This window comes from Aquisphaera insulae, from assembly GCF_011064615.1.
GTDB classification, from domain to species: Bacteria; Planctomycetota; Planctomycetia; order Isosphaerales; family Isosphaeraceae; genus Aquisphaera; species Aquisphaera insulae.
Map to the genome: position 1 here is coordinate 40,058 of NZ_JAALJH010000057.1, position 23,960 is coordinate 64,017.

The window sequence follows — 23,960 nt, forward strand, 5'->3', positions numbered from 1 at the left end:
CTTGACGCCACATTCCGTTATCATAGGACGGACGGCCGCGCGATTCAGCAACCGAGCGGTGGGCGGGCGCGCCGTGTGAGCCTTGGCTGGTAAGGAATGGGGATCGAGCATGAGCCCGCAATCGACGTCGCGGCGTGAGTTCCTGGAGCGTGGCCTGGCGGCGGCCGGGGTGGCCGGCCTGGGATGGTCTCTGGCCGATCCCGCGGCGTCCGCCGCGGCCCCGCAGCAGCCCGCCGGCCCCGCCTCGTCCGCGGCGGCCCCGCTGGTCGAACGCGCGGTCGCCTTCCTGAGGCCCAGGCAGGACGCCAAGGGGGGGTGGTCCACGGAGCGCGAGCCGGGGATCACCGCGCTGGTGACCGCCGGCCTGCTCCGCTCCGGCCAGGTCCCGCCGGCCGACCCGATGGTGGAGAAGGCCCTCCGATACCTCGAGGGCTTCCTCACCGACAAGGGGGGGCTCTCCGAGGTCCCGCACGCCAATTATGCAACCGCGGTCGCACTGATCGCCTTCAAGTACGCCAACGTCAACGGCCGCTACGACCGGACGATCCAATCGGGCCAGGAATTCCTCAAGCGGATGCAGTGGGACGAGTCCGAGGGGAAGCCGCGCGAGGACGTCTTCTACGGCGGCGCCGGCTACGGCGGGAACAACAGCCGGCCCGACCTGTCCAACACGGCCTTCTTCCTGGATGCGCTGCACGACACCGGCCTGCCGGCGAACGACCCCGCCCTGCAGAAGGCGCTCGTGTTCGTCTCGCGGTGCCAGAACCTCAAGAGCGAGTTCAACGACCAGCCGTGGGCCGGCAAGATCAACGACGGCGGCTTCATCTACACGGCCGCCCAGGGGGGCGTGAGCGTCGCCGGCAAGGATGACGCCGGTGGCCTGAGGTCGTACGCCAGCATGACCTACGCCGGGCTCAAGAGCATGATCTACGCGGGCCTCACGAAGGACGACCCGCGGGTCAAGGCGGCGACCGAGTTCATCGCCCGGCATTACTCGGTCGAGGAGAACCCCGGCCTGGGCCAGGGGGGGCTGTACTACTACTACCACACCTTCGCCAAGACGATGGCCGCCCTGGGCTCCCCCACCTTCACCGACGCGGCCGGCGTCTCCCACGACTGGAAGGCCGAGCTGACCTCCGCCCTGGCGAAGCGGCAGCAGCCCGACGGCTCGTGGATCAACAAGACCGACCGGTTCCTCGAAGGCGACCCGAACCTGGTCACCGCCTACGCGATCCTCGCCCTGGCCTACACCCGGGCCGCGGCGAAGGCCTGACCCCGCGACCCCATCAACCCGAGGTCGTTCGCCCCTTGCCCGGCGCATGGCGGGGCCGCTAAGATCCCGCCATGCGAACCACGACGAACCTGCAACGTATGGCCGTTCTCGGGGCGATGTCGCTCGCGTTTGCCGCCATGATATCTCCGATCTCCGGCTCGCGTGCGGCGGAGCCCGCATCCGCCTCGAAGCCCCCCAACATCGTCCTCATCATGAGCGACGACATGGGGTACTCGGACCTCGGCTGCTACGGCGGCGAGCACGTCACGCCGAACCTGGACGCCCTGGCGGCGAAGGGGGTGCGGTTCACGGAGTTCTACAACAACGCGCGGTGCTGCCCGACGCGAGCCTCGCTGATGACGGGGCTCTATCCCCACGAGGCCGGGATCGGGCACATGATGGAGGATCGCGGCCACGACGGCTATCGCGGCGTCCTCAACCGCAACTGCGTCACGATCGCCGAGGTGCTGAAGCCGGCCGGCTATCGGACCTACATGACCGGCAAGTGGCACGTCGCGCCCGGAATCGGGCCGAGGGCCGACCGCGCCACCTGGCCGCTCGGCCGCGGCTTCGAGAAGTTCTACGGGACCATCGCCGGCGCGGGGAGCTATTTCGACCCCGCCGCACTGGTCCGCCAGGACACGCTGATCACGGTCGAGAACGACCCCGAGTACCACCCCGAGTCGTTCTACTACACCGACGCGATCAGCGACAACGCGATCCGCTTCCTCCGGCAGCACGGGTCCGAGTCGCCCGAGAAGCCGTTCTTCCTCTACGTGGCCTACACCGCCGCCCACTGGCCGATGCACGCCCCCGAGGCCGCCATGGCGAAGTACCGGGGGAAGTTCGATTCCGGGTACGCCCCGCTCCGGGAGGCCCGCTTTCGTCGCATGAAGGAGATGGGCCTGCTCCCGGCCAACGCCGAGCTCTCCGCCATCGCCGAGGACTGGGACGCCGTCGTCGACAAGGCCTGGGAGGCCCGGACGAAGGAGGTCTACGCGGCGATGATCGAGATCATGGACGCCGGGATCGGCCGGATCGTGGAACAGTTGAGGACATCGAATCAGCTCGACAACACGCTGATCCTCTTCCTCCAGGACAACGGTGCCTGCGCCGAGAAGACGGGCCGCGAGGCCAACAAGCAACCTGCTCCGGCCGACCTGAAGCCGCTGGGCCGCGACGACCTCCAGCCGAAGGTGTCGCCGCCGATGCAGACCCGCGACGGCCGCTGGGTCCGCACCGGCCCGGGCGTGATGGCCGGGCCGGCGGACACCTACATCGCCTACGGCCGCGGCTGGGCGAACGAGAGCAACACGCCGTTCCGCGAGTACAAGCACTGGACCCACGAGGGGGGCATCTCGACCCCGCTCATCGCCCACTGGCCGGCCGGCATCCGCCCGGATCGGGCCGGCAGCCTCGAGCGCCAGCCGGGGCACCTGGTCGACCTGATGGCCACCTGCGTCGACCTCGCCGGCGCGGCCTACCCGCTCGAGAAGGACGGCCAGCCGATCAGGCCCCGCCAGGGGGTGAGCCTCCGCCCCGCGTTCAACGGCCAGCCCCTGAATCGCCCGGGGCCGATCTTCTGGGAGCACGAGGGCAACCGCGCCGTCCGCGAGGGGGACTGGAAGCTCGTCGCCAAGGAGGGCCGGCCCTGGGAGCTGTACAATATCGCCGAGGATCGCGCCGAGCTGCACGACCTGGCGTCGTCGCAGCCCGACCGCGTGAACGACATGGTCGCGAAGTGGACTGCCTTCGCCGCTCGCTCCGGCGTGCTGCCCCTGGGCACCTGGCGAGCCCAGCCGGCGAGCCGTCCGGCCGCCCGCCCCGGGGCCCGGCCGGAGGCCCCGCGCGCGGACCGCGCCGGCGACTGAGCCCGGCGTCGCCGAGCCAAGGGGCCCGATGAATCGGGTGGCCGTCGACGGCCCCTCGGCCCGCTCAACGACTCCGGAGCGTGGCGGACTTGGACTTCCGGCCCTGGACGGACGGGGGACCGCCCGCATACTCGAGCCTCGAGCCCTGGTCCATCCGGTAGTCGAGGCTCTTGTGGACCTCCACGACGGCCGAGGAGGACCCCTTGAGCTCGACTCGGAGGTCGTCCAGGCTCAACGCGGCGAGGTCCAGGTGGCTCGCGTCCTGGGCGGCAAGGATGGCGGCCTCCCCCTTGCCCTGGAGGTGCGTACGGCTCGAGTCGGCGAGGCTCAGCCCCAACTGCGACGCGTTCACGGAGCCGGAGAGGTCGCTCGCGTCGGAGAGGTTCGCCAGGAATTTCTTGGCGGATGGGATCCGGATGCTGGCCCGGCTTGCATCGGAGAGCTTGATCGCGCAATCGCCGATCGGGAATTCCGAGAGGTCGAGGCGGCTCGCGTCCCGAGCGATGACCTGGGCGGTCTTGGCCGATCCCGCGAGCTTGAGTCGGCTCGCGTCGCCGAGCCCGAACTCCGCGTGGTTCAGCTCGATCGTCCCGTCGACCACGCTGGCGTCGGACACGGAGAGGCGGAAATTCCCCTCGCTTCGGAACCCATTCAGGCTCGCCTTCGAAGACTCACTCGCCGCGATGCCCTCGAGCGAGGGCATGGTGATCTCGGCTCGCAGCGGCACGTCGAAGCGATAATTCCGGCCCCGCTTCAGGGCCAGCCTGAGCGTCTTCTTCTCCTGGACCACCTCCAGGTAGTCGACGAGCTTCTCATCCGAAGTGGTCTTCACCTGGAACCGATCCCCCTTCGTGATCGTCGCCTGGAAGTTCGATCCCACCGCGACCGAGGTGAAGTCGGCGATCCCCCAGGCCTTCTCGACCGCCTTGCCGGAGCCGATGACCGCGGGATCCGAGCTGTTCCCGGTCGAGATCGTGAACCTCGCCTTTGCCGGCTGCGGCGCGACGGGCTTCGAGGCTCCCGCGGCGGGCGCGGGCGCATCCTGCGGGGGCTGGACGCGGCGGCCGGGCAGGCCGAAGGCGGCGAGGAGCAGGGCCGCCGGGATCGTGGCGAGCATGGCGTACCCCCTGGGGGTGATCGACCCGAGGCGGGGCGAGCTCGCGGGCGCGGAGGATCCCGTCCGCTGGAGATCGGCCAGGTGGCGGGTCAGGATCTCCGCGACCTCGGTGGCCGAGGCGTACCGCCGGCCGGGCTCCTTCTCGAGCAGGCGGTCGACGATCTTCGCCAGCCACTTCGGGACGTCCGGGTTCGACTGCCGCAGCGGCCTCGGCCGGTCGTCGCAGACCCGGCGGAGCACCGCGGGCGTGGAATCCGCCCGGAACGGGGAATGCCCGACGAGCATGAAGTACAGGACGCTCCCGAGGCTGAACAGGTCGGAGCGGTGGTCGATCGCGTCGCCTCGGGACTGTTCCGGCGACATGTATTGCGGCGTCCCGGCGACGACCCCGCTCTGCGTCTGGCTGGCGTCGTCGACGGCCCGGGCCAGCCCGAAGTCCGACAGCTTCACCCTCTCGACACCGTTCTCCAGCAGGATGTTGGACGGCTTGATGTCCCGATGGACGAGCCCCTGGTCGTGGGCGGCGGCCAGGGCCCGGGCGGCCTGCATGCCGACCCGCAGGACCTCCGTCACGTCCATCGGCCCGTCGCGATCCACCCGGTCCTGGAGCGATCGGCCCGCGATGCACGGCATGACGAGGTACGGCAGGCCGTTCCACGAATCGACCGCGTGGATGGCCACGACGTTGTCGTGGACGACCGCGGCGGCCGCCCTCGCTTCCCGCGCGAACCGCGTCCGGGCGGCGGCGCTCGTGGCGAGCCGCGGGGCGAGCACCTTGATGGCCACGTATCGGCCCAGGGACGGGTCGTACGCCTTCAGGACGATCCCGAAGGCCCCCTGGCCGAGCATCTGCGTGACCTCGTACGGGCCGAGCCGCCCCAGGCATCCCGCCTTCGCCGAAGGCTCGAGGAAATCCAGCAGGATCAGGTCATCGACGTTCGGAGTCTCGCCCGGGACGAGGCGCGTGGCCTCGACAGCCGTGCCGTTCCGCCGCCCGACGTCGCCGGCCGGCGAGACCGAGCGAAGCTCGGCGAGGATCCGGCTCCCCGAGGCCAGCCTATCCAGGGCGTTGCGGCAGGCCTCGCACCGGTCGAGGTGTTCCGCCAGTCGTCGGGACTCGCCTTCGCCCAGCTCGTCCTCGAGGAATGACCTCAGGCGCGACTCGCTGCAAGGCTCTCTGGTGATCGGTGTCATGGTCGTGATACCTCAAAGGTGATCGGTCGATTGCCAGTCGTACTGCAGGAGCTCGCGGCGGATCCGGACCACGGCGCGGCTCTTGTACTGATAGACGGTCCCCAGGCTCATCCCCAGGGACTCCGCGACTTCCCTGGCCGGCTTCCCGTCCACGCCGGCCAGCCGGAACGCCTGCCAGGCCACGTCGGAGAACTCGTGCCGCACGCGTTCGGCCGCCCAGAGGACCAGGCCGCGACGATGCTCCGCGTCGAACTCGGCGGAGTCCACCGAGGCCGGGTCGGGCTGATCTTCCAGGAGTCGGAGGATGTTCGTGTCCCCGGAGCCCGGCGGGTGCTGCCGCCGGGCCGCGAACAGGTTGATGATCAGGTTGCGTGCGATCCGCGAGAGCCATCCCCGGAACGAGCCCCGTCGCGGGTCGGGATCGTACCGCTCGATGGCCCGGGCGACCGCCCGGAAGACCTCCTGGCAGAGGTCCTCCGCGTCGGCCTCCTGGAGCCCCCGGCCTCGCGCGATCCGGCGGACGACCGGCCCGTAGATCGCCACGAACTGGGACCATGCCTGCTCGTCCTCGGGATCGCGGAGCCGGATCACCAGGCTCGCGTGGGTGCTCGGCGATTCGGCCATCGATCGATCCTCCCGGGAGTTACACCGTCGTCGAGCGGGACCTTGAACGAAATCGCTGGGAGGACGGCCGGGGTGGGTCGGGCTCGTCCACGCGGGCGGTGCCCCGCTTCGGCTTGCGGCCGCGGCCCGCGATCAGTCCTTGAGCCGCTTCGCCGCGGAGTCGTGCCCATCTTCGTGGAGCGTCAACTGCGTGACCGCCCCCTTGTCGTCCCTGACGAAGGTGAGCGAGTTCTTCGATGTCGGCTTCGTGAAGAAGTCTCGCTCCGATTCGGGGAAGAGCTCGACCTTGCCCTGGTGCGTCGACTGCGCCATCAGGTGGTCCCCCTCGCGGGTGACGGTGACGATCTCGTCGGCGCTAACCTCGTATCGGCCGGCGTAGGCGTCGAAGATCCTGGGGTCGACCCTCACCGCCCGATGGGCGATCGGCGCGGGGGACTTCAGTCCGGCGAGCCCGGTGATCAGGTAGGCACGCAGCACGTTGTCGAACCTGGACGCGTCGTCGTTGTTGACCAGGAAGACGTAACCGATCCCGAGGTCGCGATAGATCACCGAATTGCTGGTGAAGCCGGTGTTCCTGCCCCCGTGCCCGTACGTGATCCCCAGCGGGGTTTGCTCCATCGAGATGCCGAGGCCCCAGCTCCCATTCGGATTATCCGGGCTCTTTGCCACCTGGGGACGGAGCATCTCCTTCGCGGTGGGCTCCGCGAGCCCCTTCCCTCGGGCGGCGGCGATCAGGAACTTCGCATAATTCCCGGCGCTGACGTGGAGGCTGGCCGCCGGGTTCGGCTCCTTGGGCTTCCATTTCGAGAGGGGCAAGGTCCCCGCATGGCCCGTGGCGGTGAGGCTTGCGACGTCGTCGTTGTAGATGAGCGAGGCGTGCTCCACCCCGAGCGGGACGAGGACCTCCTCCTGGATCAGGTCCTCCAGCTTCTTGCCCGTCAGCTTCTCGACGACCTTGCCGAGGTAGACGAAACCCTCGCCGGAGTACGAGACCTTGCTCCCCGGCGTGAAGAGGATCTCGAGCTTCCCCGTCCGCCAGTTGGGGAAGCCCGTCCGGTGGGTGAGCACCATCCTCGCCGTGATCAGCTTGTAGCGGTCGTCGCGAGCGATGTCCTCGTAGGGGAGGTAGGTATGGAGCGGCGTGTCGAGGTCGAGCACGCCGCGATCGACGAGCCGGAGGACCATGTCCGCGAAGACGGGCTTGGTCATCGAGGCCGCCTCGAAGACCGTGTCATCCGCCACGGGCTGTCGCGTCGACGTGTCCCTGACGCCGAAGCCGCGGTGGTAGACCACCTTCCAGTCCTTGATCACGGCGAGGGAGAGGCCGGGTGTCTTGAAGTAATCCAGGTAGGCCCTCGCGAACCGGTCGATCGCCTCGGGGTCCACCGGCCCGTCGCCGCGGAGGATGCCCTGAGCCGCGATGAGGCCGGGTGCGGCGATCGGAGTGGCCCGCAGCGGCCCGGCGGTCGCCAGCCGGTCCGGCTCGACGCGGGCCTCGACGGTCGGATCCTGCTTCACGCGGACCTCCGCGGTATCGACCGGGCAGACCGTGTAGGTCCCTTGGGGGAGCATGCTCAACCTGTACGACCCGTAGGGGTCGATGGTCGCATCCCGCCATAGCTGCGGCGACCCCGTCGATCGGACCCGGACTCGCATCGGCAGCGCCAGCGTCGACGGCTCCTTCCAGTCGACCTGGCCCGTCAGCTCCCCGAATCGAGTCCCGGGCCGGACGAGGAGCAATTCGCCGCACCGGTCCGCCCCTTCGATCTTCTGAGTGCCGGGCCCCCAGGCGATCCACGAGAACGATCCATCCTGGTCCTTATCCGCGACGGCGACGTCGAAGCCGATCGCGCGGTCGGGATCGAGCGCGGCATCGACCTCGATCCGCCACTCGTACGTGATCCGCGACCCCGCCCGCTCGACCGCGACCTTGCGCCTCGACTCCGGAACCTCGGCCGGCCCGACGGTCCTGGTCTGGTTGCCGTAGCGGGCATATTGGAAGAACGGCGAGCCCTCCGCGGGACGGGCCGCGTCGATGAACAGCTCGCAGGCGTCCTGCTTGTCCCAGACGGGCTCCCCCGGCCCGTCGAGGACGATCGAATCATCCTCGACAACGACGGCGACGAAGAGGGCGTGTTCGTCGGCCCGGTAGGCAACCCGGAAGCTCGCCTTCAGGTCCTTCGCATCGCGGAGCTTGTCGCCGCTCTCGAGCCGTTCGATGGGATAGGACCGCTGGCCTGCCGGCCAATCATCCAGCCGGCCGTCGATCGTGATCCCGGTCGTCGGGTAGGCGACTGCGACCGCCCCGTTCTGCCCGCGGGTGCTGGGTGGGCCGATCAGGAAGGTGATCCCCAGGCCGACAATGAGTTTCCAACGCGCGGACGATCGGGAATGCTCGAATCTCACGGTCAACCGCTCCTGGATGCTCTCAAGAATGGTGGATCCCTGGCGACACATGGCTGGGCGACGCTACTCTCTACACAGGGCAATGGAAAAGGCTTGAATTCGTCTTTTCGACTTTCCGGCCGAATTCTTGGGGTCGCCGGGGTCCTGTTCGCCGCGGAAGGCACGGCCGCACGGCCGATCCGTGGCTTCGGGGCGACCCGGATGGTATCGTCTTGGCCATGGCGCGACGGTTCTCGCGCCCGAGATTCCTCCGGGGGGAGGCCGGCGATGACGACACAGGGTCGGAAGCGGGAGATCAACTACGAGGAGTCCAGGGTCGGGACCTACACTTTGCCCGATCCGCTCGTCTGCGCCGACGGCACGCCCGTGAAGACGGCCGACGACTGGATGGCCCGGCGCAGGCCGGAGCTGGTGAAGCTCTTCGAATCCCAGATGTTCGGCCGGGTGCCGGAGGCGGCCAGGTCCGTGAAGCCGCGGTGCGTGGTGACCTCGGAGGCGAAGGACGCGCTCTCCGGCAAGGCGATTCGCCGGCTCGTCGACATCCACGTCAGCGACGACCCCGCGGCCCCGGTGATTCACCTGCTCGTGTACCTGCCGGCGAACCTCGATCCGGGCAAGCGCGTGCCGCTCTTCCTCTGCCTGAACTTCTGGGCGAACCACGCGATCAGCGACGACCCGGGCATCCCGCTCTCGACGCGCTGGATCCGCTCCGAGGGCCCCCCGGGGATCGTCAACGACCGGGCCACGGAGAAGGCCCGCGGCAGCGACCACATGATCCCCGTCGAGCGGATCCTGGCCCGCGGCTATGCCGTGGCCACGACGTATTACGGCGACATCGAGGAAGACCACGTCGGCGGCCTCAGGAACGGCGTGCGCGGGACTTTCCTCCGGCCGGGCCAGGCCGAGCCGGCGGCCGACGAGTGGGGTGCGATCGCCGCCTGGGCCTGGGGGCTCAGCCGGGCGATGGACTACCTCGAGACCTCGCCGGACGTCGACGCGAACCGCGTCGCCCTGATGGGCCACTCGCGGCTGGGCAAGACGGCGCTCTGGGCCGGCGTGAACGACCCGCGATTCGCGATCGTCATCTCCAACAACTCCGGCGAGGGGGGCGCGGCGCTCTCGAAGCGGGACTACGGCGAGACGATCGAGCACCTGAATTCGTCGTTCCCGCACTGGTTCTGCGGCAACTACAAGGCGTTTACGAACCGCGAGGACGCGCTCCCCTTCGACCAGCATGAGGAGATCGCCCTGATCGCGCCGCGGCCCGTCCTGATCGTCAGCGCCGAGGAGGACCGCTGGGCCGATCCGAAGGGGGAGTTCCTCGCCGCGAAGGCCGCCGAGCCCGTCTACAAGCTCATGGGAACCGACGGCCTGGGCCTCGACTTGTGGCCGAAGCCGGCCGTGGACTCGCTCTCCACCGGGACGATCGGCTACCGCATCCGACCCGGCAAGCACGACGTCACCGTCGACGACTGGATCGCCTACATGGACTTCGCGGATCATCACTGGAAGATCCGTCGTTGAGAAGGACGCGAACATGCGATCGGAATTGCGATGGTCCCTGGCGTTGCTCGGGCCCCTGCTCCTCCTCCACCGCCCGGCCGGTGCGCAGGTGGGGCCGATTGCCCCGACGACCCCTTCCTTCGCGGTGACGATCCGTCCCGAGCTGGCCGATGGCGCGGGCGTCTCGGGGCGGCTGCTGGTGGTGCTCGGCAAGGCCGGCGGCCCCGAGCCGAGGCACGCGATTGGCCAGACCGGGATGGACGCGGCGCCGGTGCTCGGCGCGGATGTCGTCGGGCTGAAGCCCGGCGGCCCCGCCATCCTCGACGCGAGATCGGCGATCTTCCCCGTCGCGAACCTCGCCGCGCTACGGCCGGGGCGATACGCCGCCCAGGCGGTCCTGCACACCAACCGCGACCTCAACGTCGTCAACGCGCCCGGCGACCTGTACAGCGACGTGAAGTCCATCGAGATCGGCCCTGACGCCGGGCCATCGACTCGCGTGGAGCTGGAACTCTCGCACAAGATCGCCGACGAGTCGCTGCCTCGAGACGACGGGCTGATTCGCTATCTGAAGATCAAGTCGAAGTTGCTCAGCGACTTCCACGGCCGGCCGATCTACGTCCGCGCGGGGGTGATCCTGCCGCGCGACTTCGACCGCGAGCCCGAGCGTCGATATCCCCTCCGCGTCCACGTGGGCGGCTACGGCGCTCGGTTCACGAACGCCTCGCGGTGGATGTCGACCGGCTCGTCGTTCCGCTCCGCCTGGATGGCCGACGACGCGCCGCGGATGATCTTCGTCCACCTCGACGGCGCCGGGCCGCTCGGCGACCCGTACCAGGTGAACTCGGCCAACAACGGGCCCTACGGCGATGCCGTGACCCGCGAGCTGATCCCGGAGGTCGAGCGGCGGTTCCGCGGCATCGGCAACGGCTCTGCGCGGGCTGTGGACGGGGGCTCGACGGGCGGCTGGGTCGCGCTGGCGCTCCAGGTCTATTATCCCGAGTTCTTCGCCGGCGCCTGGTCGTTCTGCGCCGACGGCGTGGACTTCCGCTCGTTCCAGCTCGTGAACATCTACGAGGACGCCAATGCCTACGTGAACGGGCATGGTTTCGAGCGTCCCGCCGCGCGGGATACCTCGGGCGAGGTCCGCACGACGATGCGGCACGAGTGCCGGGTGGAGAACGTCCTGGGGCTGGGCGACTCCTGGGCCATGTCCGGCGGCCAGTGGGGCGCCTGGAACGCGGCCTATGGCCCTCGGGGCGCGGACGGCCGCCCGGTGCCGCTCTGGGATCCGATCACCGGCCGGATCGACCGCTCGGTCGCGGACCACTGGAAGGCTTACGACCTCCGGCTCGTCCTGGAGGAGAACTGGCCGAAGCTCGCCCCGCGTCTCCGCGGCAAGCTCCATATCTGGATGGGCGACGCCGACGACTACTTCCTGAACAACGCCATGCACCGGCTCGACGCGTTCCTCTCCCACGCCGAGCCTCCGTACGAGGGCTCCATCACGTTCGGTCCCGGCAAGGGCCACTGCTGGCAGGGCATCTCCGAGGCCGAGATCCTCAGGCAGATGGCCGCGGCCTTCCGCAAGGCCGGGGCCATCGAATGACCGTCGCGGTTCCGATTCAGGGCGACCCGGGCGGGACCGGTTTCAGCGCGATCGGGCCGACATCGAGCGGCGTCTCCGGCGGCCCGCCCGACGCGCCCGGGACGATCACCTGCACGTCCGCCTCCGCCAGCTTCGGGCCGGGTTGTCCGCTCGGCCCGACGGACGGGTTGTGCACCTCCGCCTTCAGGCGATAGCGGCCGGGCGGGACATCGTCGACCCGGAACGAGCCGTCGGGGCGGACGTTCGTGTCCACGTCGAGGAATGGCTGAGGTGAGTCGTCGGATCCGGAGGGAACTCGCACGAGTTGCTGCCCCTGGACCGAGAAGACGGCGGCCGGATCGACGCCGGGCGGGATGACGAAACGTCCGACCACGGGCCGGCCGCCGCCGCCGATGTCCACGTGAGCTGTCATGCCCGGTTCGGTCGTCTCGCGTCGCATGGCGAGCCGCGCGGATCCGAATCGCGAGCGGTCGAGGGGCCGCGATCGTGTGACCTCGACTCGCCCCGGGAGGACGCGCTCGAAGACGTACCGTCCGTGAGCGTCGGTCCGCGTGCTCTGGCCCTGGAGGCCTCGGAGGATGACCTCCTCGGCGCGGCCCTGCCGGACGAGCTCGAAGAGCGTGACCGTCTCGTCGGCCGCGGGCTTCGTGCCGATCGTCACGGTCCCCTCGACGCGGCTCCAGGGTTCGACCGTCAGCGTCATCGGGCGGCCCGGCTCCGCGTCGCTCTCGCGGACCTCCGCGAAGCCACTCGGATGGGTGACGAGCAGGTCGAACCCGCCGGCCTGGGGTGGGAAATGGAACGCGCCTCGGTCGTCGGTCGTGGATCGCGACGTGGAGCTTTGACGGTGATCGTCGCGCGACCAGAGGACGACGGCCGCCCCGGCGAGCGGCCGACCGTCCCGGCCGTGCACCACGCCCGAAGGTCCGATGCCCGGCTCGAGCCTGGCATCGAAGACGGCCTCGCCTGCGGTGATGGAGAGCCGTCCCGAGGTCGCCGGCAAGTAGCCGTCGGCTTCGATGCGGACGGCCACGGCGGCGAGGTAGGGATGGGCGTACTCGATCTCGTAGGCGCCGTCGGTGAATTCACGCCTCGGTGTCTCCTGGGGCCACTCCGGAATCCTCCGGTCGGGCTCCCCGGGGAAGTCGTTGCGAAAATGGCCGTCCAGGATCGTGAATCGCGGTATCGGCCCGCCGGTCCTCGCGTCGGTGACCTTGCCGCGGACCCGGAGCGGCCGTTGCATCACGATGTCGGCCGCCGGCTTGTCCGCCAGGACGCCGTCCCGGCTGAGCGGGGCGAAGCCCTCGCGGGAGAAGCCCAGCGTGATGGGCGCCGCCGGCGCGAAGTCCCAGGCGAAACGGCCGTCGGAGTCGGTCCTGCCCGCCCAGAGGTGCGGCCTGTAGCCCTTCCACAAGAGCACGGCATCGACGGTCACTCCCCGGAGCGGATTGCCTCGCGTGTCGACGACGCGGCCTGAGAGACGGTGTTTCGGACCGAGGCGGATTTCGATGGGCGTCTTCGCCGAGGCCGCGTCGACCTCCGTAACCCCCTGGGAATGGCCCGGGGCCCGGGCGAGCAGGATCTCCGGCCCCGTGCGAAGCCGGACGCGGAAGCGACCCTCGGAATCGGTGAGGATGGGGAGTTGCATTTCCTCCTTCCCCTCGCGTTCAGCGCGGCCCACCACGGCGCCGGTCAGCGGTCGTCCCGCCTCATCGAGCACGCGTCCGGAGACGAAAAAAACCTTGTCCAGGATGATCTCCGCGGAGCCGTCCCGGAAGCGATCGATCGCGGACTCGTTTCGCCCGTAATGCTGCATGGCCCCGAAGTAGCTCTCCTGCGAGGCGTGGACCGTGATGGAGGCGAGTCGGGGAGGAGCATCGTCGATTTGCCAGCGACCATTCGCGTCGGTCGTCGCGATCGCCGTGATCCACGAGTAGTCGTGGGCGTCATCGAGCTGGTTACTGGCCTCCACGGTCACGTCGGCCCCCGCGATCGGCTCGCCGCGACGGTTCCGGACGATCCCGCCGAGCGTCTCCCCCCGCTCCAGCTCCATCGTGTGCTCGGCCGGCAGGTCGGCCCGCGACGAGTGGGTCCACCTCACGGAGGATCGGAGGGCGTACCCTTTCTTTCGGACGTCGATGCGAAACGCTCGGGGCAGGTTTGTGGGGAAGTCGATGCGGCCGAGGCCCTGCGCGTCGGTCCATTTCTCGGCCAGCAACCTGTTTCCATCGTAGAACCAGTATCGGTCGCTGGTGTCGGCGGTCACCTCGGCCCTGGCGCCCTCGACGGGCTTCCGGCCGTCGCGATCGACGACCCGGATCACCATCGTCCGGTTCGGGGCCTCCGCTCGGGGCGGAGCGATCGGGGCAGCGGCCGGCGCGATCCCGGGTGGATCGGCCGGCGCGGGGCGATCGGATCTCGCGGCCGCGCCGGCGACGATCGCCACGGCGAGGACGCTCGTGATCGCGAATGCGGCTCGTCCCGCGGACCTCGCCGCCAGGATGCGGGCGGCGAGCGTGGCGGCGACGGTGGGCGTGCCGGGATTCGTCGCGAACGCCATCGCCGACCGGGCGACCGCCTCGGCCCAGCCGGCGTGGATCGTGATCGGCGGGACCAGGGCCGTCTCCAGCCCGGCACGGCGGAGGCGATCGCGGAGGCGCCTTCGTGCTCGCAGGAGCCGGCTCTGGAAGGTCCGCAGCGGGCAGCCCAGCCGTGCGGCGGCCTCGGCGTGGGAGAGTCCTTCCAGGTGACAGAGGACGATCGGCAGCCGGTCGATTTCGGGCAGCCGGTCGAGCTCGCGATGGAGGTCCTCGCGGGAGATCATCGACAGCACGGCATCCGAGGGTCCCTCGTCGGTGCCCTTGCCGGCTGCCCACCGTTGCTCGCGATGGCGCCGACGGTCGTTCTCGCGGCGGGCGCGGAGGGCCACGTGGCGGGCCGTGCCGTGGAGCCAGCTCGAGATCGAACCCCGGCGGCGGACGCCGCTGGCACGCCGGGCCAGGATCAGGAAGACGGCCTGCGAGGCATCCTCGGCCTCCTCCGCATGGCCGAGCACGTCCAGGCAGACGCGGCGGACTCTTGCCGCGTGACGGGCGACGATCGCCGCGAAGGCGGCCTCGGCGGCGGCCCGGTCGCCGTCCAGGAAGACGTCGAGCAGTTGAGCATCGGTCTCGACGCCGAGCGTCCCCCAGTCGAACAACGACTGGATCGGTCCGTGCACGTCCATGAAAAAGCCCTTGGTCATCACCCGGCCTCCTGCGCTTCCGTCGGCTCCCGGTCCCTGGAAGAGTAGTCCCCGCCGGGCAGTCGGACTGCGGCAGGCTTCTCCCGGGCGACCGAGGTCCCCTCCGCTCATCGCAGGTGCGGTAACCAGAGCATCGCCGTGCTCGCGAGGACACCCAGGGCGATCGCTCCCTGCAGGCGGGTGACGGGCGAGCGGGCCATCGCGCGGCGGTCGGTCAGGATGGCGGGGGGGAGCAATGCGCCAAGGATCAGGCCGCCGAGCAGGCCGCCCAGGTGGCAGGCGTTGGAGACGATCGGGCTCAGCAGCCCCAGGGCAAGGGTGTAGACGGCCCAGATGGCCAGCACGATCCCCACGCGATGGTCGCGGATCTCGATCCGCCTTCGCCGCACGTAGACGAGCGAGATCAACGCCCCCGCCAGGCCGAAGATCGCCCCCGAGGCGCCGACGGTCGGCACCTCGGTCGTCATCGTCAGCAGGCCGCCGGTCAGGCAGGCGGCCATGTAGAGGAGCAGGAATGGCTGCACCCCGAAGGCGTGCTCGCAGGCCATGCCCAGGATGTAGAGCAGCCCCATGTTGCCCAGCAGGTGCTCGATGTTCGCGTGCATGAAGGCCCCGGACACCAGCCGCCAGGCCTGCCCCTCCAGGATCTCATCCCGGTGCGTCGCGCCGGTGTCGATCACCCGGCCCACGTTCTCCAGCCCGCCGATCTGGACCTGCCGACCGTAGGCGAACAGGCAGGCCAGGATCAGCAGGATCGTCACCTTGGGGAAGGCGCTGATGCCCGCTTCCAGGTCGACGCGTTCCTGGTGGAGCATCTCCTCCCCGATGACGGGAATGTCCTCGTCTCCGTTGTCGACGGACGAGCCGGGAATCGAGAAGCCCGGGGCGAACGGGGCGGGCGCGGGCACGAGGATCATGGCGAGACGTCCTTCGGGTGGTCGTCAGCCGGCCGATCGCATCATCAGCGATGCTCGCCGGTGTCCAGCAGTACGCCGAGCGCGACGGCCATCCGGCGATCGAAGGCCCGCCCTCGGTCGCGGCTCAGGTCGAGCACGTAGCGATCGAAGAGCGTAAGCTTGCGGTTGAACTCACCGATGGGCCGCTCCTGGCCGTCGGCCGCGGATGCCGGCGTCATCAGGACGAAGTTCGTGCGCAGCATCCCGAACATGGGCCCGAGGAACCGGCGAAGGAGCGAGAGGATCAGCGAATCCTCGCGGGCGATCAGGATTCTCCGGCCCTCGGCGTCCTTGACCAGCCAGCGCTTGCGGAAGAAGTTGTACAGGTAGTTCTTCTCCATCCGGCAGAGGAACTGGCCGTCGGGCGTGAGGACCGTGTACGTGGCCGTGATTGGGGCCCACTTCTGATCCTGGAGCACGTCCAGGAGCCGCTCCGAGCGGGACTCGTCGGAATAGAAGTGGATATGCCGGCGGGGCGAAAGGCGGATCCCCAGCGCGAAGGCGAAGCCGATTCCCAGGGCCAGGAAGGTCACCGCCAGGATGGCGCCGATCACCTGGTTCCCCATGGCCTCGCCGATCGTGATGCCGGCGAGGAAGCCGAGCGAGAGGCCCACGATCGCGACGATTCCCGCCAGCAGCGCGACCCCGAGGCTCTTCAAGACGTGCGAGGGACGTTCCACGAAGAGGATCGGCCGCTGCTGCTCGTCGGTGACGACATAGCGGGCGTCGATGGTCATGAGCTTCTGGCGGAGCAGGAACCGATCGCGGTTGAACGCGGGATGGAGGCCGTCGTCGGTCTCCCAGGACTCCTCGAATCCCTCCGCCGGCGTGACCGCCGGGACGAGCTGGACTTCCTGGCAGCCCGGGCAGCGGACCTTGCGGCCGGCATATTCCTCCTTGAGCTGGTACGACCGACCGCAGGTTGAGCAGACGAGACTGATGGGCATCCGATTCTCCGAAAGGCGCCGCGGCACGCGTGGCTGCCGTGGCCCGCGGGGTTTCCTCGGCAACGATGCGGCCACCATCGTGGTGGAGGCGTCAGAGTCGGATGATGGGTTTCACGCCGCCCGAAGTCAAGATGCTAACTCTGCGCGGATGGCGGTGGCGAGGCGGGCGGCTTCCTCGGGCGTGGTCCTGCCCTGGGGCCAGGGCCAGTGGATCGGGTCGCCCGGGGATCGGGGGATGATGTGGTAGTGGACGTGGTCCACCGTCTGGCCGGCGACGCGGCCGAGGTTGACGACCACGTTCGCACCCTCGGCGTTCGTCGCCGCCTTGATGGCCCGACAGAGGCGTGGGAGGAGCTCGCCGCAGTGGGCGGCAAGCTCGTCCGGCAGCTCGGCCAGATTTGCGTGATGGTCGCGCGGGACCAGCAGCGTGTGCCCCGGATTGAGCGGAAAGGCGTCCAGGAAGGCGACGGCCCGGTCCGTCTCCAGCACCCGCGTCGAGGGGATCGACCCGGCGAGGATCTTGCAGAAGATGCAGGCGGGATCGGAAATCGATTCGGCCATGACGGAAGGCCCTCGGTCAACCTCGCGGGCGGAGCCAGGAGGATGAGGGACAGGGGCGATCGCACCCGCGTGTGGAAACCACGGAGGTCGCGGCGTGTCCGCGCCGCGACCGACGCACCTCACGCTTCAACCTGCCCCCTCTTCCCCTTCTTCTCCGTGCCTCCGTGCCTCTGTGGTTCGTCCGTCTTCCTCTGCCCTCAGTTCGAGGCGACGACGGCGGGCTTGGCCGGGGCCTTGATCTTGTCCTTCTCGCCCAGGAGGGTGATCACGGCCATGGGGGCCGCGTCGCCCTGGCGGACCTTGGCGAGCTTGTAGATGCGGGTGTAGCCCCCGGAGCGGCCCTTGAAGGTGGGGCCGATCTCGTGGAAGAGCTTGTAGGTGACCTGCTTGCTGGTGAGCACGGCGAGGCAGCGGCGGAACTTGTTCAGGTCCCAGCCGTTCTTCGCCAGGGTGATCAGCTTCTCGACGTAGGGCTGGACTTCCTTGGCCTTGGGGAGCGTCGTGCGGATCTTGCCGTGCTCGAGGACCGAGGTCGCCAGGTTGCGCAGGAGCATCCGGCGGTGCTCCGGCGATCGCTTGAATTTCCGGCCGGCTTTCTGGTGGCGCATGGTTCTCTCGTCAGTTCTCGGTTCGACTTGTCGGATCGGGCCCCGCGGTCATTCGCCGGGGCCCGGGCTAACCTCCGACCTCAGCCCTTGGGCGGGACGTTCATGCCCAGGTCGAGGCCGATCTCGTGGAGCTTGGCGCGGACCTCCTTGAGGGTGGTCTCGCCGAAGTTGCGGACGTTCAGGAGCTGGTCCTCGGACCGGCTGACCAGGTGGCGGACCGTGGTGATGCCCTCGCTCTCCAGGCAGTTGGTCGCGCGGACGGAGAGCTCGAGCTCGGCGAGGCTCATGTCGAGCTTGCGCTCGAGCTCGGCGTCGATCGGGGCGTGCTGACCGCCGTCGTGGCCGGAGGAGTCGGCCGAGAGGCCCGGGCCCGGCTCGTTGTACTGGACGAACGGGTTGAGGTGCTTGCGGAGGATCTTGGCCGCCTCCACGAGCGCCATCTCGGGGCCGAGGACGCCGGTGGTCCAGATCCGGAGGACCAGCTTCTCGTAGTTGGTCCGCTGGCCGACGCGGGTGTTCTGGACGTCGTACTCGACGCGCTGGACCGGGCTGAAGCTGGCGTCGACGGGGATCTCGCCGATCTCGATCTCGTCGGTGTGGCCCTCGGCGGCGGTCCGGTAGCCGCGGCCGTTCTCGACGGTCATGTCCATGTGGAACGCGACGTCGTCGGTGAGCGTGCAGAGGATGTGGTCGGGGTTGATGATCTCCACCGACTCGTCGTGGACGATGTCCGAGGCGGTGACCACGCCGCGGCGGTCGCGGTCGATCCGGATGGTCCGGTTCGAGTCGGAGTGGTTCTTGACGACCAGGAGCTTGACGTTGAGGACCAGGTCGGTGATGTCGTCGACCATGCCGGGGATCGACGAGAACTCGTGCTGGACGCCCTGGATCTTGATCTTGGTGATGGCGGATCCCTCCAGGCTGGAGAGGAGGATCCGGCGCAGGCTGTTGCCGACGGTGTTCCCGAAGCCGCGCTCGAAGGGCTCGACGTGGAACTCGCCGTAGGTGTCGGTCAGGTTCTCGCGGTTGCAGATGACGCGGCTGGGCAGCTCGAGGCCTCGCCAACGGATACGCATCAGGGTGTCCCCAAAAGGGCCGGTCGGTGCGGGTCGGGCTGGACGGAACGGGACAGGACAGGAACGGGGCAGGCCGGGTTGGTCCGGGGCGCTCGGCCGCGCGTCCCGGGCTCCCCGGCCCCTGGCCTTGACGGGTTGTTTCTCAGCGGCTGAGCAACTCGACGATCAACTGGGGCGTGACCGGGAGGCCGATGTCCTGGGTGGAGGGCATCCGGGAGACGCGGCCCTCGGGGGGCTCGGAGCTGATCCGGTCGAGCCAGTCGGGCACGGGCGGCGTGCCCTCGCCGACGTTGGTGGCGATCAGCTTGCGGGAGTGCTCCCGGTCCTTGATGGCGATCTGGTCGCCCGGCTTGACCAGGTAGCTGGGGATGTCCAGCTTCTTGCCGTTGACCAGGATGTGGCCGTGGCGGATGACCTGGCGGGCCTGGGGGCGGCTGACGGCGAAGCCCAGCCGGGTGACGACGTTGTCGAGCCGCCGCTCGAGCAGCGACATGAGGGCGTCGCCCGTGTTGCCGGCCTTGCGGTTGGCCTCGTAGAAGTACTTGCGGAACTGGCGCTCGAAGATGCCGTAGAACCGCTTGACCTTCTGCTTCTCGCGGAGGCGGATGGCGTACTCGCTGGCCTTGCCCCGGCGGAACTGATGCATGCCCGGCATCCCCTCGCGGCGATCGACGGCGCACTTGGGGGTATCGCACCGCGTCCCCTTGAGGAACAGTTTCGTCCCCTCGCGGCGGCAGAGCCGGCAGACCGGACCCGTATGACGTCCCATGGTTAAATCCGCATTCCTCGGTCGAGTCGTGATCGATTCGTGTTCGTGTACATCCGGTGTCGAGACGGCGTCGCGGCGGGCGTGCCGCGCTCAGACGCGGCGCTTCTTGGGGGGCCGGCAGCCGTTGTGGGGCAGCGGGGTGACGTCCTCGATGGCCTTGATCGACAGGCCGGAGGCCTGGATGGCCGTGATCGCGGACTCCCGCCCGGAGCCCGGGCCCTTGACCTTCACTTCCACTTCCTTGACGCCATACTTCGTCGCCGTGGCGGCGGCCGTCTCGGCGGCGCGCTGGGCGGCGAACGGCGTGCTCTTGCGGCTCCCCTTGAAGCCGACGGTCCCGGACGAGGCCCAGCACAACGCATCGCCGTTGGGGTCGGTGATCGTCACCGTCGTGTTGTTGAACGTCGCCTTGATGTGCACGACCGCGCGGCTGACGTTGCGTCGCGTCTTCCTCTTCTTGGCCTTGGCCACGGCTCCGTTGCTCCTGAATCAATCGATCGGTCGGATGTTCGAGTTCAACAAGCGTTATATTGGACGAGGTTGAGCAGTCCCGGCCCGGCCCGATGGCGACCGCGACGGCCATGGCCTCGCGTGGAGGCGAGCATGGGCCGTCGGGCTGTCGTCGGATCGGATCAGCGCATCTCCTTGACGCCCTTCTTGCCGGCGACGGTCTTCCGCGGGCCCTTGCGGGTGCGGGCGTTCGTCCGGGTCCGCTGGCCGCGGACGGGCAGGCCCTTGCGGTGCCGGAGCCCCCGGTAGCAGCCGATCTCGCGGAGCCGGCCGATGTTCTGCTGGATCTGGCGGCGGAGCTGGCCTTCCACCGTGTACTCGTTGTCCAGGAGCGCCGCGAGCTTGGCCAGCTCGTCCTCGCTCAGCTCCCGGGCCGGCTTGGCCGGATCGACGCCGGCCCGCTCGCACAACTGGTGGGCCAGGAACGGACCGATCCCGTAGATGTAGCGCAGCGAGATCTCCGTGCGCTTGTCGTTCGGAATGTCGACACCGAGAATACGAGGCATCCGCTGAGGTCTCCGTCGATCGATCCCCGGGGGGACCGTGCCGCCGTTCTTGTCGTTTCGTAAGCCGTCGCCGCCGCCCTTCGGCCCGGCGACCATGGGCCCGGGCCATCCGAGGCCGAGACGGGCCGCTTCGTGTCGTGTCCTACTTCGTCCATGGCGGTCACCGCGGACAATCCGCCGACGGCGACAGTCGGGCCGGTCCGGATCGCTCCGCTCAGCCCTGCTTCTGCTTGTGCCGGGGATTGCTGCAGATGACGTAGACCTTCCCCTCGCGGCGGACGATCTTGCAGTGCTCGCAAATCCGCTTGACGCTCGATCGCACTTTCATCGCTGACAACTTTCCTGATTCATCTTGCCCGCCCCGCTCCGCCCCATCGACGGCCGCGCCGGCCGTCCCCCCGCATCTCGCTCCCCTGGCCCCGAGATCGTCACGACCTTGGGGCGACGCGGGCCGCGCCGACCGGTTCGGGGGAGATACGGGCCCGACACCTCGCGGCTACGCCGCGATGATGGCCGGGATTCGTAAATCCGTTGACGTTATGCCCCGGCACAAGGGCCGGAGAAGACCGAGGGGGGTGATGAGGCTTCGTCACATCCCGGGCCGAATAGGACAATATAACCAGAGCTTTGCGTGCTCGCAAGGGGGCGAATGCCTCGGAAAAGTCGATTTGGCCCGAGAATTCCGATCCCGGGTGTCGCACCTCTCTCTGGAATCCCGCCGCGAAACCTCGCGAAATCTCCAGGATTACCCAGGTTTCCTTGCGCGGCGACTCTCCGGGAAGATCCGCCGTGCGAGCTTGCCGCCGAGCAGGAACGAGACGACCAGGTTGGCGATCAGGCCGAGGCCGAACGCGGGATGGATCAGGACGTTCAGTTCGACGAGATTCAGGAGCATGCCGAGGGCGGCCAGAATCATCAGGCCCATGCACTGGAGGACGCAAAACAGGACGATGGCCGTCACCGTGCAGGCGGCTTCGGTTTGCCAGTCAAGCTTCTGCGGATTCGGAATGATCGTGGCCATGTTCTCTTCCCGCTGGAGGCATGATCGACGCAATCCGATGTTCTCCAAGCCATTCGCATCCTATTTCGGCCCCTGCCCCGCCGATCTCCCGAGGGCTGACTGCACCGTGACCCGGCAGACGCGGCGGCCGTGGGGCGTGAAGGTCAGCTCGCGGGCGAAGTGCTCGGCCGGTGTGCGGACGTTCCGGAGGAGGCTGTCCCCGTCCTGCGTCGCGGCCGAGCACGCGTCGAAGTCGAAGTAGACCCAGTCGGGCCCGGCGGTCGGGACATACGCGAAGACCCAGCCGATTCGGAGCCCGGGCCGGCCGAACCGCGTGACGACCTCGGCGGCGGTCCAGTCGCGGTCGCGGCAGCCGGCGTGGAGGGCCAGCAGGAGCCGGCGGAAATCGGCGTCGGGGAGCGTCGCGTCCACCGCGAGGTAGCCGAGCCGGTGGGCCACCGCGGCATAGACCGAGGCGACCTCGTCGGCGTACGTCCCCCGGTTGTCGACGTGCTGGAGGAAGCTCCCCCGCACCGCCATCGAGTTGAACTGCCCTCGGGCCACCAGGCCGTCCATGGCCGCCTGGAGCTCGCCCTCGCGCTCGTCGATGAAGCAGAGGTCCCGCAGCAGGCCCTGCATCACGAGCTCGACCCCGAGGTCCGTGCCGCCGAACAGTCCGGGTCGCTGGACGGCCTGGCGGAGGGTGTCGAGGTGGCGGGTGCGGACGTCGTGGATGGTCCTCATCCCTGGACCTCCCTCGGCACGTCACGCGAGCCGCTCTCGCCACTTGGCGGGGTCGCGTGAGGTGTGGAGAACACCGTAGATGGTGACGGTGTCGCGTACATACTCGTAGAAGACCGCGTAGGGGAACTTTCGGAGGAGGGCCCTTCGATAGTCCCGATGGAACGGGGCGTATGACTCAGGGAGACGGAGAATCGACTGGATGCAGGCGTCAACTCGAACCAGGAAGTCCTCGCCGCGGCCGGTCGTGCGGGCCTCGTACCAATCGTATGCCTCCTGGAGGTCCGTCGTGGCTTCCGGCGCGAAGATCAAGTCAACGGCCATGGCGGCTGCGGATCCTCTGCTTGACCTGCTCCCACGACATCCCGGACGCCGGATTGTTCGCGAGGTTGGCCTTGCGACGCTCCAGCTCCTGGACCTGCCAATCGTGGACCGGGATGTCCTCGGGATTGGCCGCCAGGTCGTCCCAGAGATCCTCGACGAGCTGTAATTTCTCCGAGGGCGTCAGGTCGAAGACGGATTCGATGGCCGGATTCATGGGACCTCCGCTACCACGACCGCAACTCGCAGATCTGCCAAGGGCGGTTTCCATGGCGTTCAGGATCATCCTGAAACCAGTATACAGGGAGGCTCGAGGGGACGATACGCGGCGAGTCCGATTCGGAGCCCGGGCCGGCCGAACCGCGTGACGACCTCGGCGGCGGTCCAGTCCCGGTCGCGGCAGCCGGCGTGGAGGGCCAGCAGCAGCCGGTGGAAATCGGCGTCGGGGAGCGTCGCGTCCACCGCGAGGTAGCCGAGCCGGTGGGCCACCGCGGCGTAGACCGAGGCGACCTCGTCGGCATAGGTCCCCCGGTTCTCGACGTGCTGGAGGAAGCTCCCCCGCACCGCCATCGAGCGGGACTCTCCCCGGGCCGCCAGGAGGCGGGTGCGGACGTCGTGGATGGTCCTCATGGGTAGCTATCAGAGCGGAGCGAGCGACAGGACCTCATAAAGATGACCCTGCTTCCGGACGTGGACGGTGAAATGACGGCCCATGGTCAGGCCCTCCTGCGATGGGCTGTGAACCTGAGGGAGCCGAAATACGGCGTCCGGCGATACCCCGGATACGACGCGATCCACGGACAGGGTCACCGTCCAGCGCCGGAAAGGACCTTCCGGATTGGTGATCTCGATGCCGGCAACCGAGCCGACGAAGGTCAACTCGGTTGACGGAGTCCCGCGGGTGCACGAAGTCATCATCAGGATCATGCCGAGGATGGCAACGAAGCGGAGCCGACCGTGTTCCATGATAAGAGGTCCCCGCGGCGAGAGGTCCCACCCAGGGTCGAGTGGAGTACGACCAGCCAGTCCCTCAGTCCGGGTCGACGTCGGCGGTCTCCCGCGAATCCAGCTCGAGGAAGAGATCCTCGGCCGCCCGCGTCAGCGACTCGTCGTCCAGGGGAGGA

General features: G+C 68.9%; 23 protein-coding genes. 4 read left to right on the forward strand and 19 right to left on the reverse strand.

The genetic code is table 11. The features are described from left to right. The first annotated feature begins 109 nt into the window (after positions 1 to 109). Both G6O54_RS24990 and G6O54_RS24995 read left to right on the forward strand, forming a co-directional pair. Positions 110 to 1,273, forward strand: a complete 1,164-nt coding sequence (locus G6O54_RS24990) for a prenyltransferase/squalene oxidase repeat-containing protein (RefSeq protein ID WP_165229236.1) — start codon at positions 110 to 112, stop codon at positions 1,271 to 1,273. Between the two features lie 71 nt (positions 1,274 to 1,344). Then, on the forward strand, positions 1,345 to 3,144 hold the full coding sequence (locus G6O54_RS24995) for an arylsulfatase (protein ID WP_250847068.1): 1,800 nt from the start codon (positions 1,345 to 1,347) through the stop codon (positions 3,142 to 3,144). Positions 3,145 to 3,208: 64 nt separating this feature from the next. Here G6O54_RS24995 and G6O54_RS25000 read toward each other — a convergent pair whose 3' ends face one another. The 3 genes from G6O54_RS25000 to G6O54_RS25010 all read right to left on the reverse strand — a co-directional run bounded on the left by G6O54_RS25000 (position 3,209) and on the right by G6O54_RS25010 (position 8,485). Next, entirely contained in the window at positions 3,209 to 5,455 is a 2,247-nt protein-coding gene (locus tag G6O54_RS25000; protein ID WP_165229238.1) for a protein kinase domain-containing protein, read from the reverse strand. A 12-nt stretch (positions 5,456 to 5,467) separates the two neighbouring features. Then, positions 5,468 to 6,079: an RNA polymerase sigma factor gene (locus G6O54_RS25005; RefSeq protein WP_165229240.1), complete on the reverse strand. Its 612-nt coding sequence runs from the start codon at positions 6,077 to 6,079 to the stop codon at positions 5,468 to 5,470. Positions 6,080 to 6,211: 132 nt separating this feature from the next. Next, positions 6,212 to 8,485, reverse strand: a complete 2,274-nt coding sequence (locus G6O54_RS25010; RefSeq protein ID WP_250847069.1) for a serine hydrolase — start codon at positions 8,483 to 8,485, stop codon at positions 6,212 to 6,214. Between the two features lie 267 nt (positions 8,486 to 8,752). Between G6O54_RS25010 and G6O54_RS25015 the strand changes: the two genes are divergently transcribed. After that, entirely contained in the window at positions 8,753 to 10,009 is a 1,257-nt protein-coding gene (locus G6O54_RS25015; RefSeq protein WP_165229244.1) for a glucuronyl esterase domain-containing protein, read from the forward strand. A gap of 13 nt (positions 10,010 to 10,022) precedes the next feature. Beyond that, positions 10,023 to 11,597 (forward strand): alpha/beta hydrolase-fold protein, encoded by a 1,575-nt coding sequence (locus G6O54_RS25020; RefSeq protein ID WP_165229246.1) that lies wholly within the window; start codon positions 10,023 to 10,025, stop codon positions 11,595 to 11,597. Between the two features lie 16 nt (positions 11,598 to 11,613). Here G6O54_RS25020 and G6O54_RS25025 read toward each other — a convergent pair whose 3' ends face one another. From G6O54_RS25025 to G6O54_RS25100, 16 genes are all read right to left on the reverse strand, one after another. Then, positions 11,614 to 14,841 (reverse strand): sigma-70 family RNA polymerase sigma factor, encoded by a 3,228-nt coding sequence (locus tag G6O54_RS25025; RefSeq protein WP_165229248.1) that lies wholly within the window; start codon positions 14,839 to 14,841, stop codon positions 11,614 to 11,616. 107 nt (positions 14,842 to 14,948) lie between these two features. After that, a complete protein-coding gene (locus tag G6O54_RS25030) occupies positions 14,949 to 15,758 on the reverse strand; it encodes a rhomboid family intramembrane serine protease (RefSeq protein ID WP_165229250.1) in 810 nt (269 codons plus the stop codon). Between the two features lie 44 nt (positions 15,759 to 15,802). Further along, positions 15,803 to 16,744 carry a hypothetical protein gene (locus tag G6O54_RS25035; protein WP_165229252.1) on the reverse strand — a complete coding sequence of 314 codons (942 nt, stop codon included), beginning with the start codon at positions 16,742 to 16,744 and terminating at the stop codon, positions 15,803 to 15,805. 126 nt (positions 16,745 to 16,870) lie between these two features. Beyond that, on the reverse strand, positions 16,871 to 17,305 hold the full coding sequence (locus G6O54_RS25040) for an HIT family protein (RefSeq protein ID WP_165229254.1): 435 nt from the start codon (positions 17,303 to 17,305) through the stop codon (positions 16,871 to 16,873). 197 nt (positions 17,306 to 17,502) lie between these two features. Then, a complete protein-coding gene (gene rplQ / locus G6O54_RS25045) occupies positions 17,503 to 17,913 on the reverse strand; it encodes a 50S ribosomal protein L17 (RefSeq protein WP_165229256.1) in 411 nt (136 codons plus the stop codon). Between the two features lie 80 nt (positions 17,914 to 17,993). Continuing rightward, positions 17,994 to 18,989 carry a DNA-directed RNA polymerase subunit alpha gene (locus tag G6O54_RS25050; protein ID WP_165229258.1) on the reverse strand — a complete coding sequence of 332 codons (996 nt, stop codon included), beginning with the start codon at positions 18,987 to 18,989 and terminating at the stop codon, positions 17,994 to 17,996. A gap of 142 nt (positions 18,990 to 19,131) precedes the next feature. After that, positions 19,132 to 19,758, reverse strand: coding sequence for a 30S ribosomal protein S4 (rpsD, locus tag G6O54_RS25055; protein ID WP_165229260.1), 627 nt, complete (start codon positions 19,756 to 19,758; stop codon positions 19,132 to 19,134). Positions 19,759 to 19,848: 90 nt separating this feature from the next. Continuing rightward, positions 19,849 to 20,229 (reverse strand): 30S ribosomal protein S11, encoded by a 381-nt coding sequence (gene rpsK / locus G6O54_RS25060; RefSeq protein ID WP_148591185.1) that lies wholly within the window; start codon positions 20,227 to 20,229, stop codon positions 19,849 to 19,851. A gap of 161 nt (positions 20,230 to 20,390) precedes the next feature. Beyond that, complete coding sequence (gene rpsM, locus G6O54_RS25065) at positions 20,391 to 20,774, reverse strand: 30S ribosomal protein S13 (RefSeq protein WP_165229262.1); 384 nt, start codon at positions 20,772 to 20,774, stop codon at positions 20,391 to 20,393. Positions 20,775 to 20,988: 214 nt separating this feature from the next. Further along, the gene (gene rpmJ / locus G6O54_RS25070; RefSeq protein WP_148591188.1) at positions 20,989 to 21,102 is read right to left on the reverse strand and encodes a 50S ribosomal protein L36; all 114 of its coding nucleotides are present in this window, start codon (positions 21,100 to 21,102) and stop codon (positions 20,989 to 20,991) included. 417 nt (positions 21,103 to 21,519) lie between these two features. After that, on the reverse strand, positions 21,520 to 21,795 hold the full coding sequence (locus G6O54_RS25075) for a hypothetical protein (protein WP_165229264.1): 276 nt from the start codon (positions 21,793 to 21,795) through the stop codon (positions 21,520 to 21,522). Between the two features lie 60 nt (positions 21,796 to 21,855). Further along, a complete protein-coding gene (locus G6O54_RS25080) occupies positions 21,856 to 22,518 on the reverse strand; it encodes a hypothetical protein (RefSeq protein WP_165229266.1) in 663 nt (220 codons plus the stop codon). A 21-nt stretch (positions 22,519 to 22,539) separates the two neighbouring features. Then, the gene (locus G6O54_RS25085) at positions 22,540 to 22,839 is read right to left on the reverse strand and encodes a type II toxin-antitoxin system RelE/ParE family toxin (RefSeq protein ID WP_165229268.1); all 300 of its coding nucleotides are present in this window, start codon (positions 22,837 to 22,839) and stop codon (positions 22,540 to 22,542) included. Then, positions 22,829 to 23,053, reverse strand: coding sequence for an addiction module protein (locus G6O54_RS25090; RefSeq protein ID WP_165229270.1), 225 nt, complete (start codon positions 23,051 to 23,053; stop codon positions 22,829 to 22,831). The genes G6O54_RS25085 and G6O54_RS25090 overlap by 11 nt, the downstream gene beginning before the upstream one ends. A gap of 65 nt (positions 23,054 to 23,118) precedes the next feature. Then, the gene (locus tag G6O54_RS25095) at positions 23,119 to 23,466 is read right to left on the reverse strand and encodes a hypothetical protein (RefSeq protein ID WP_165229272.1); all 348 of its coding nucleotides are present in this window, start codon (positions 23,464 to 23,466) and stop codon (positions 23,119 to 23,121) included. 9 nt (positions 23,467 to 23,475) lie between these two features. Beyond that, a complete protein-coding gene (locus G6O54_RS25100) occupies positions 23,476 to 23,802 on the reverse strand; it encodes a hypothetical protein (protein ID WP_165229274.1) in 327 nt (108 codons plus the stop codon). Positions 23,803 to 23,960: the final 158 nt, after the last annotated feature.

Excerpts from the sequence above, each read along its gene's own strand:
- G6O54_RS24990 (WP_165229236.1), top strand. The coding sequence starts at position 110 with ATGAGCCCGCAATCGACGTCGCGGCGTGAGTTCCTGGAGCGTGGCCTG.
- G6O54_RS24995 (WP_250847068.1), top strand. The coding sequence starts at position 1,345 with ATGCGAACCACGACGAACCTGCAACGTATGGCCGTTCTCGGGGCGATG.
- G6O54_RS25000 (WP_165229238.1), bottom strand. The coding sequence starts at position 5,455 with ATGACACCGATCACCAGAGAGCCTTGCAGCGAGTCGCGCCTGAGGTCA.
- G6O54_RS25005 (WP_165229240.1), bottom strand. The coding sequence starts at position 6,079 with ATGGCCGAATCGCCGAGCACCCACGCGAGCCTGGTGATCCGGCTCCGC.
- G6O54_RS25015 (WP_165229244.1), top strand. The coding sequence starts at position 8,753 with ATGACGACACAGGGTCGGAAGCGGGAGATCAACTACGAGGAGTCCAGG.
- G6O54_RS25020 (WP_165229246.1), top strand. The coding sequence starts at position 10,023 with ATGCGATCGGAATTGCGATGGTCCCTGGCGTTGCTCGGGCCCCTGCTC.
- G6O54_RS25025 (WP_165229248.1), bottom strand. The coding sequence starts at position 14,841 with ATGACCAAGGGCTTTTTCATGGACGTGCACGGACCGATCCAGTCGTTG.
- G6O54_RS25030 (WP_165229250.1), bottom strand. The coding sequence starts at position 15,758 with ATGATCCTCGTGCCCGCGCCCGCCCCGTTCGCCCCGGGCTTCTCGATT.
- G6O54_RS25035 (WP_165229252.1), bottom strand. The coding sequence starts at position 16,744 with ATGCCCATCAGTCTCGTCTGCTCAACCTGCGGTCGGTCGTACCAGCTC.
- G6O54_RS25040 (WP_165229254.1), bottom strand. The coding sequence starts at position 17,305 with ATGGCCGAATCGATTTCCGATCCCGCCTGCATCTTCTGCAAGATCCTC.
- rplQ (WP_165229256.1), bottom strand. The coding sequence starts at position 17,913 with ATGCGCCACCAGAAAGCCGGCCGGAAATTCAAGCGATCGCCGGAGCAC.
- G6O54_RS25050 (WP_165229258.1), bottom strand. The coding sequence starts at position 18,989 with ATGCGTATCCGTTGGCGAGGCCTCGAGCTGCCCAGCCGCGTCATCTGC.
- rpsD (WP_165229260.1), bottom strand. The coding sequence starts at position 19,758 with ATGGGACGTCATACGGGTCCGGTCTGCCGGCTCTGCCGCCGCGAGGGG.
- rpsM (WP_165229262.1), bottom strand. The coding sequence starts at position 20,774 with ATGCCTCGTATTCTCGGTGTCGACATTCCGAACGACAAGCGCACGGAG.
- rpmJ (WP_148591188.1), bottom strand. The coding sequence starts at position 21,102 with ATGAAAGTGCGATCGAGCGTCAAGCGGATTTGCGAGCACTGCAAGATC.
- G6O54_RS25075 (WP_165229264.1), bottom strand. The coding sequence starts at position 21,795 with ATGGCCACGATCATTCCGAATCCGCAGAAGCTTGACTGGCAAACCGAA.
- G6O54_RS25080 (WP_165229266.1), bottom strand. The coding sequence starts at position 22,518 with ATGAGGACCATCCACGACGTCCGCACCCGCCACCTCGACACCCTCCGC.
- G6O54_RS25085 (WP_165229268.1), bottom strand. The coding sequence starts at position 22,839 with ATGGCCGTTGACTTGATCTTCGCGCCGGAAGCCACGACGGACCTCCAG.
- G6O54_RS25090 (WP_165229270.1), bottom strand. The coding sequence starts at position 23,053 with ATGAATCCGGCCATCGAATCCGTCTTCGACCTGACGCCCTCGGAGAAA.
- G6O54_RS25095 (WP_165229272.1), bottom strand. The coding sequence starts at position 23,466 with ATGAGGACCATCCACGACGTCCGCACCCGCCTCCTGGCGGCCCGGGGA.
- G6O54_RS25100 (WP_165229274.1), bottom strand. The coding sequence starts at position 23,802 with ATGGAACACGGTCGGCTCCGCTTCGTTGCCATCCTCGGCATGATCCTG.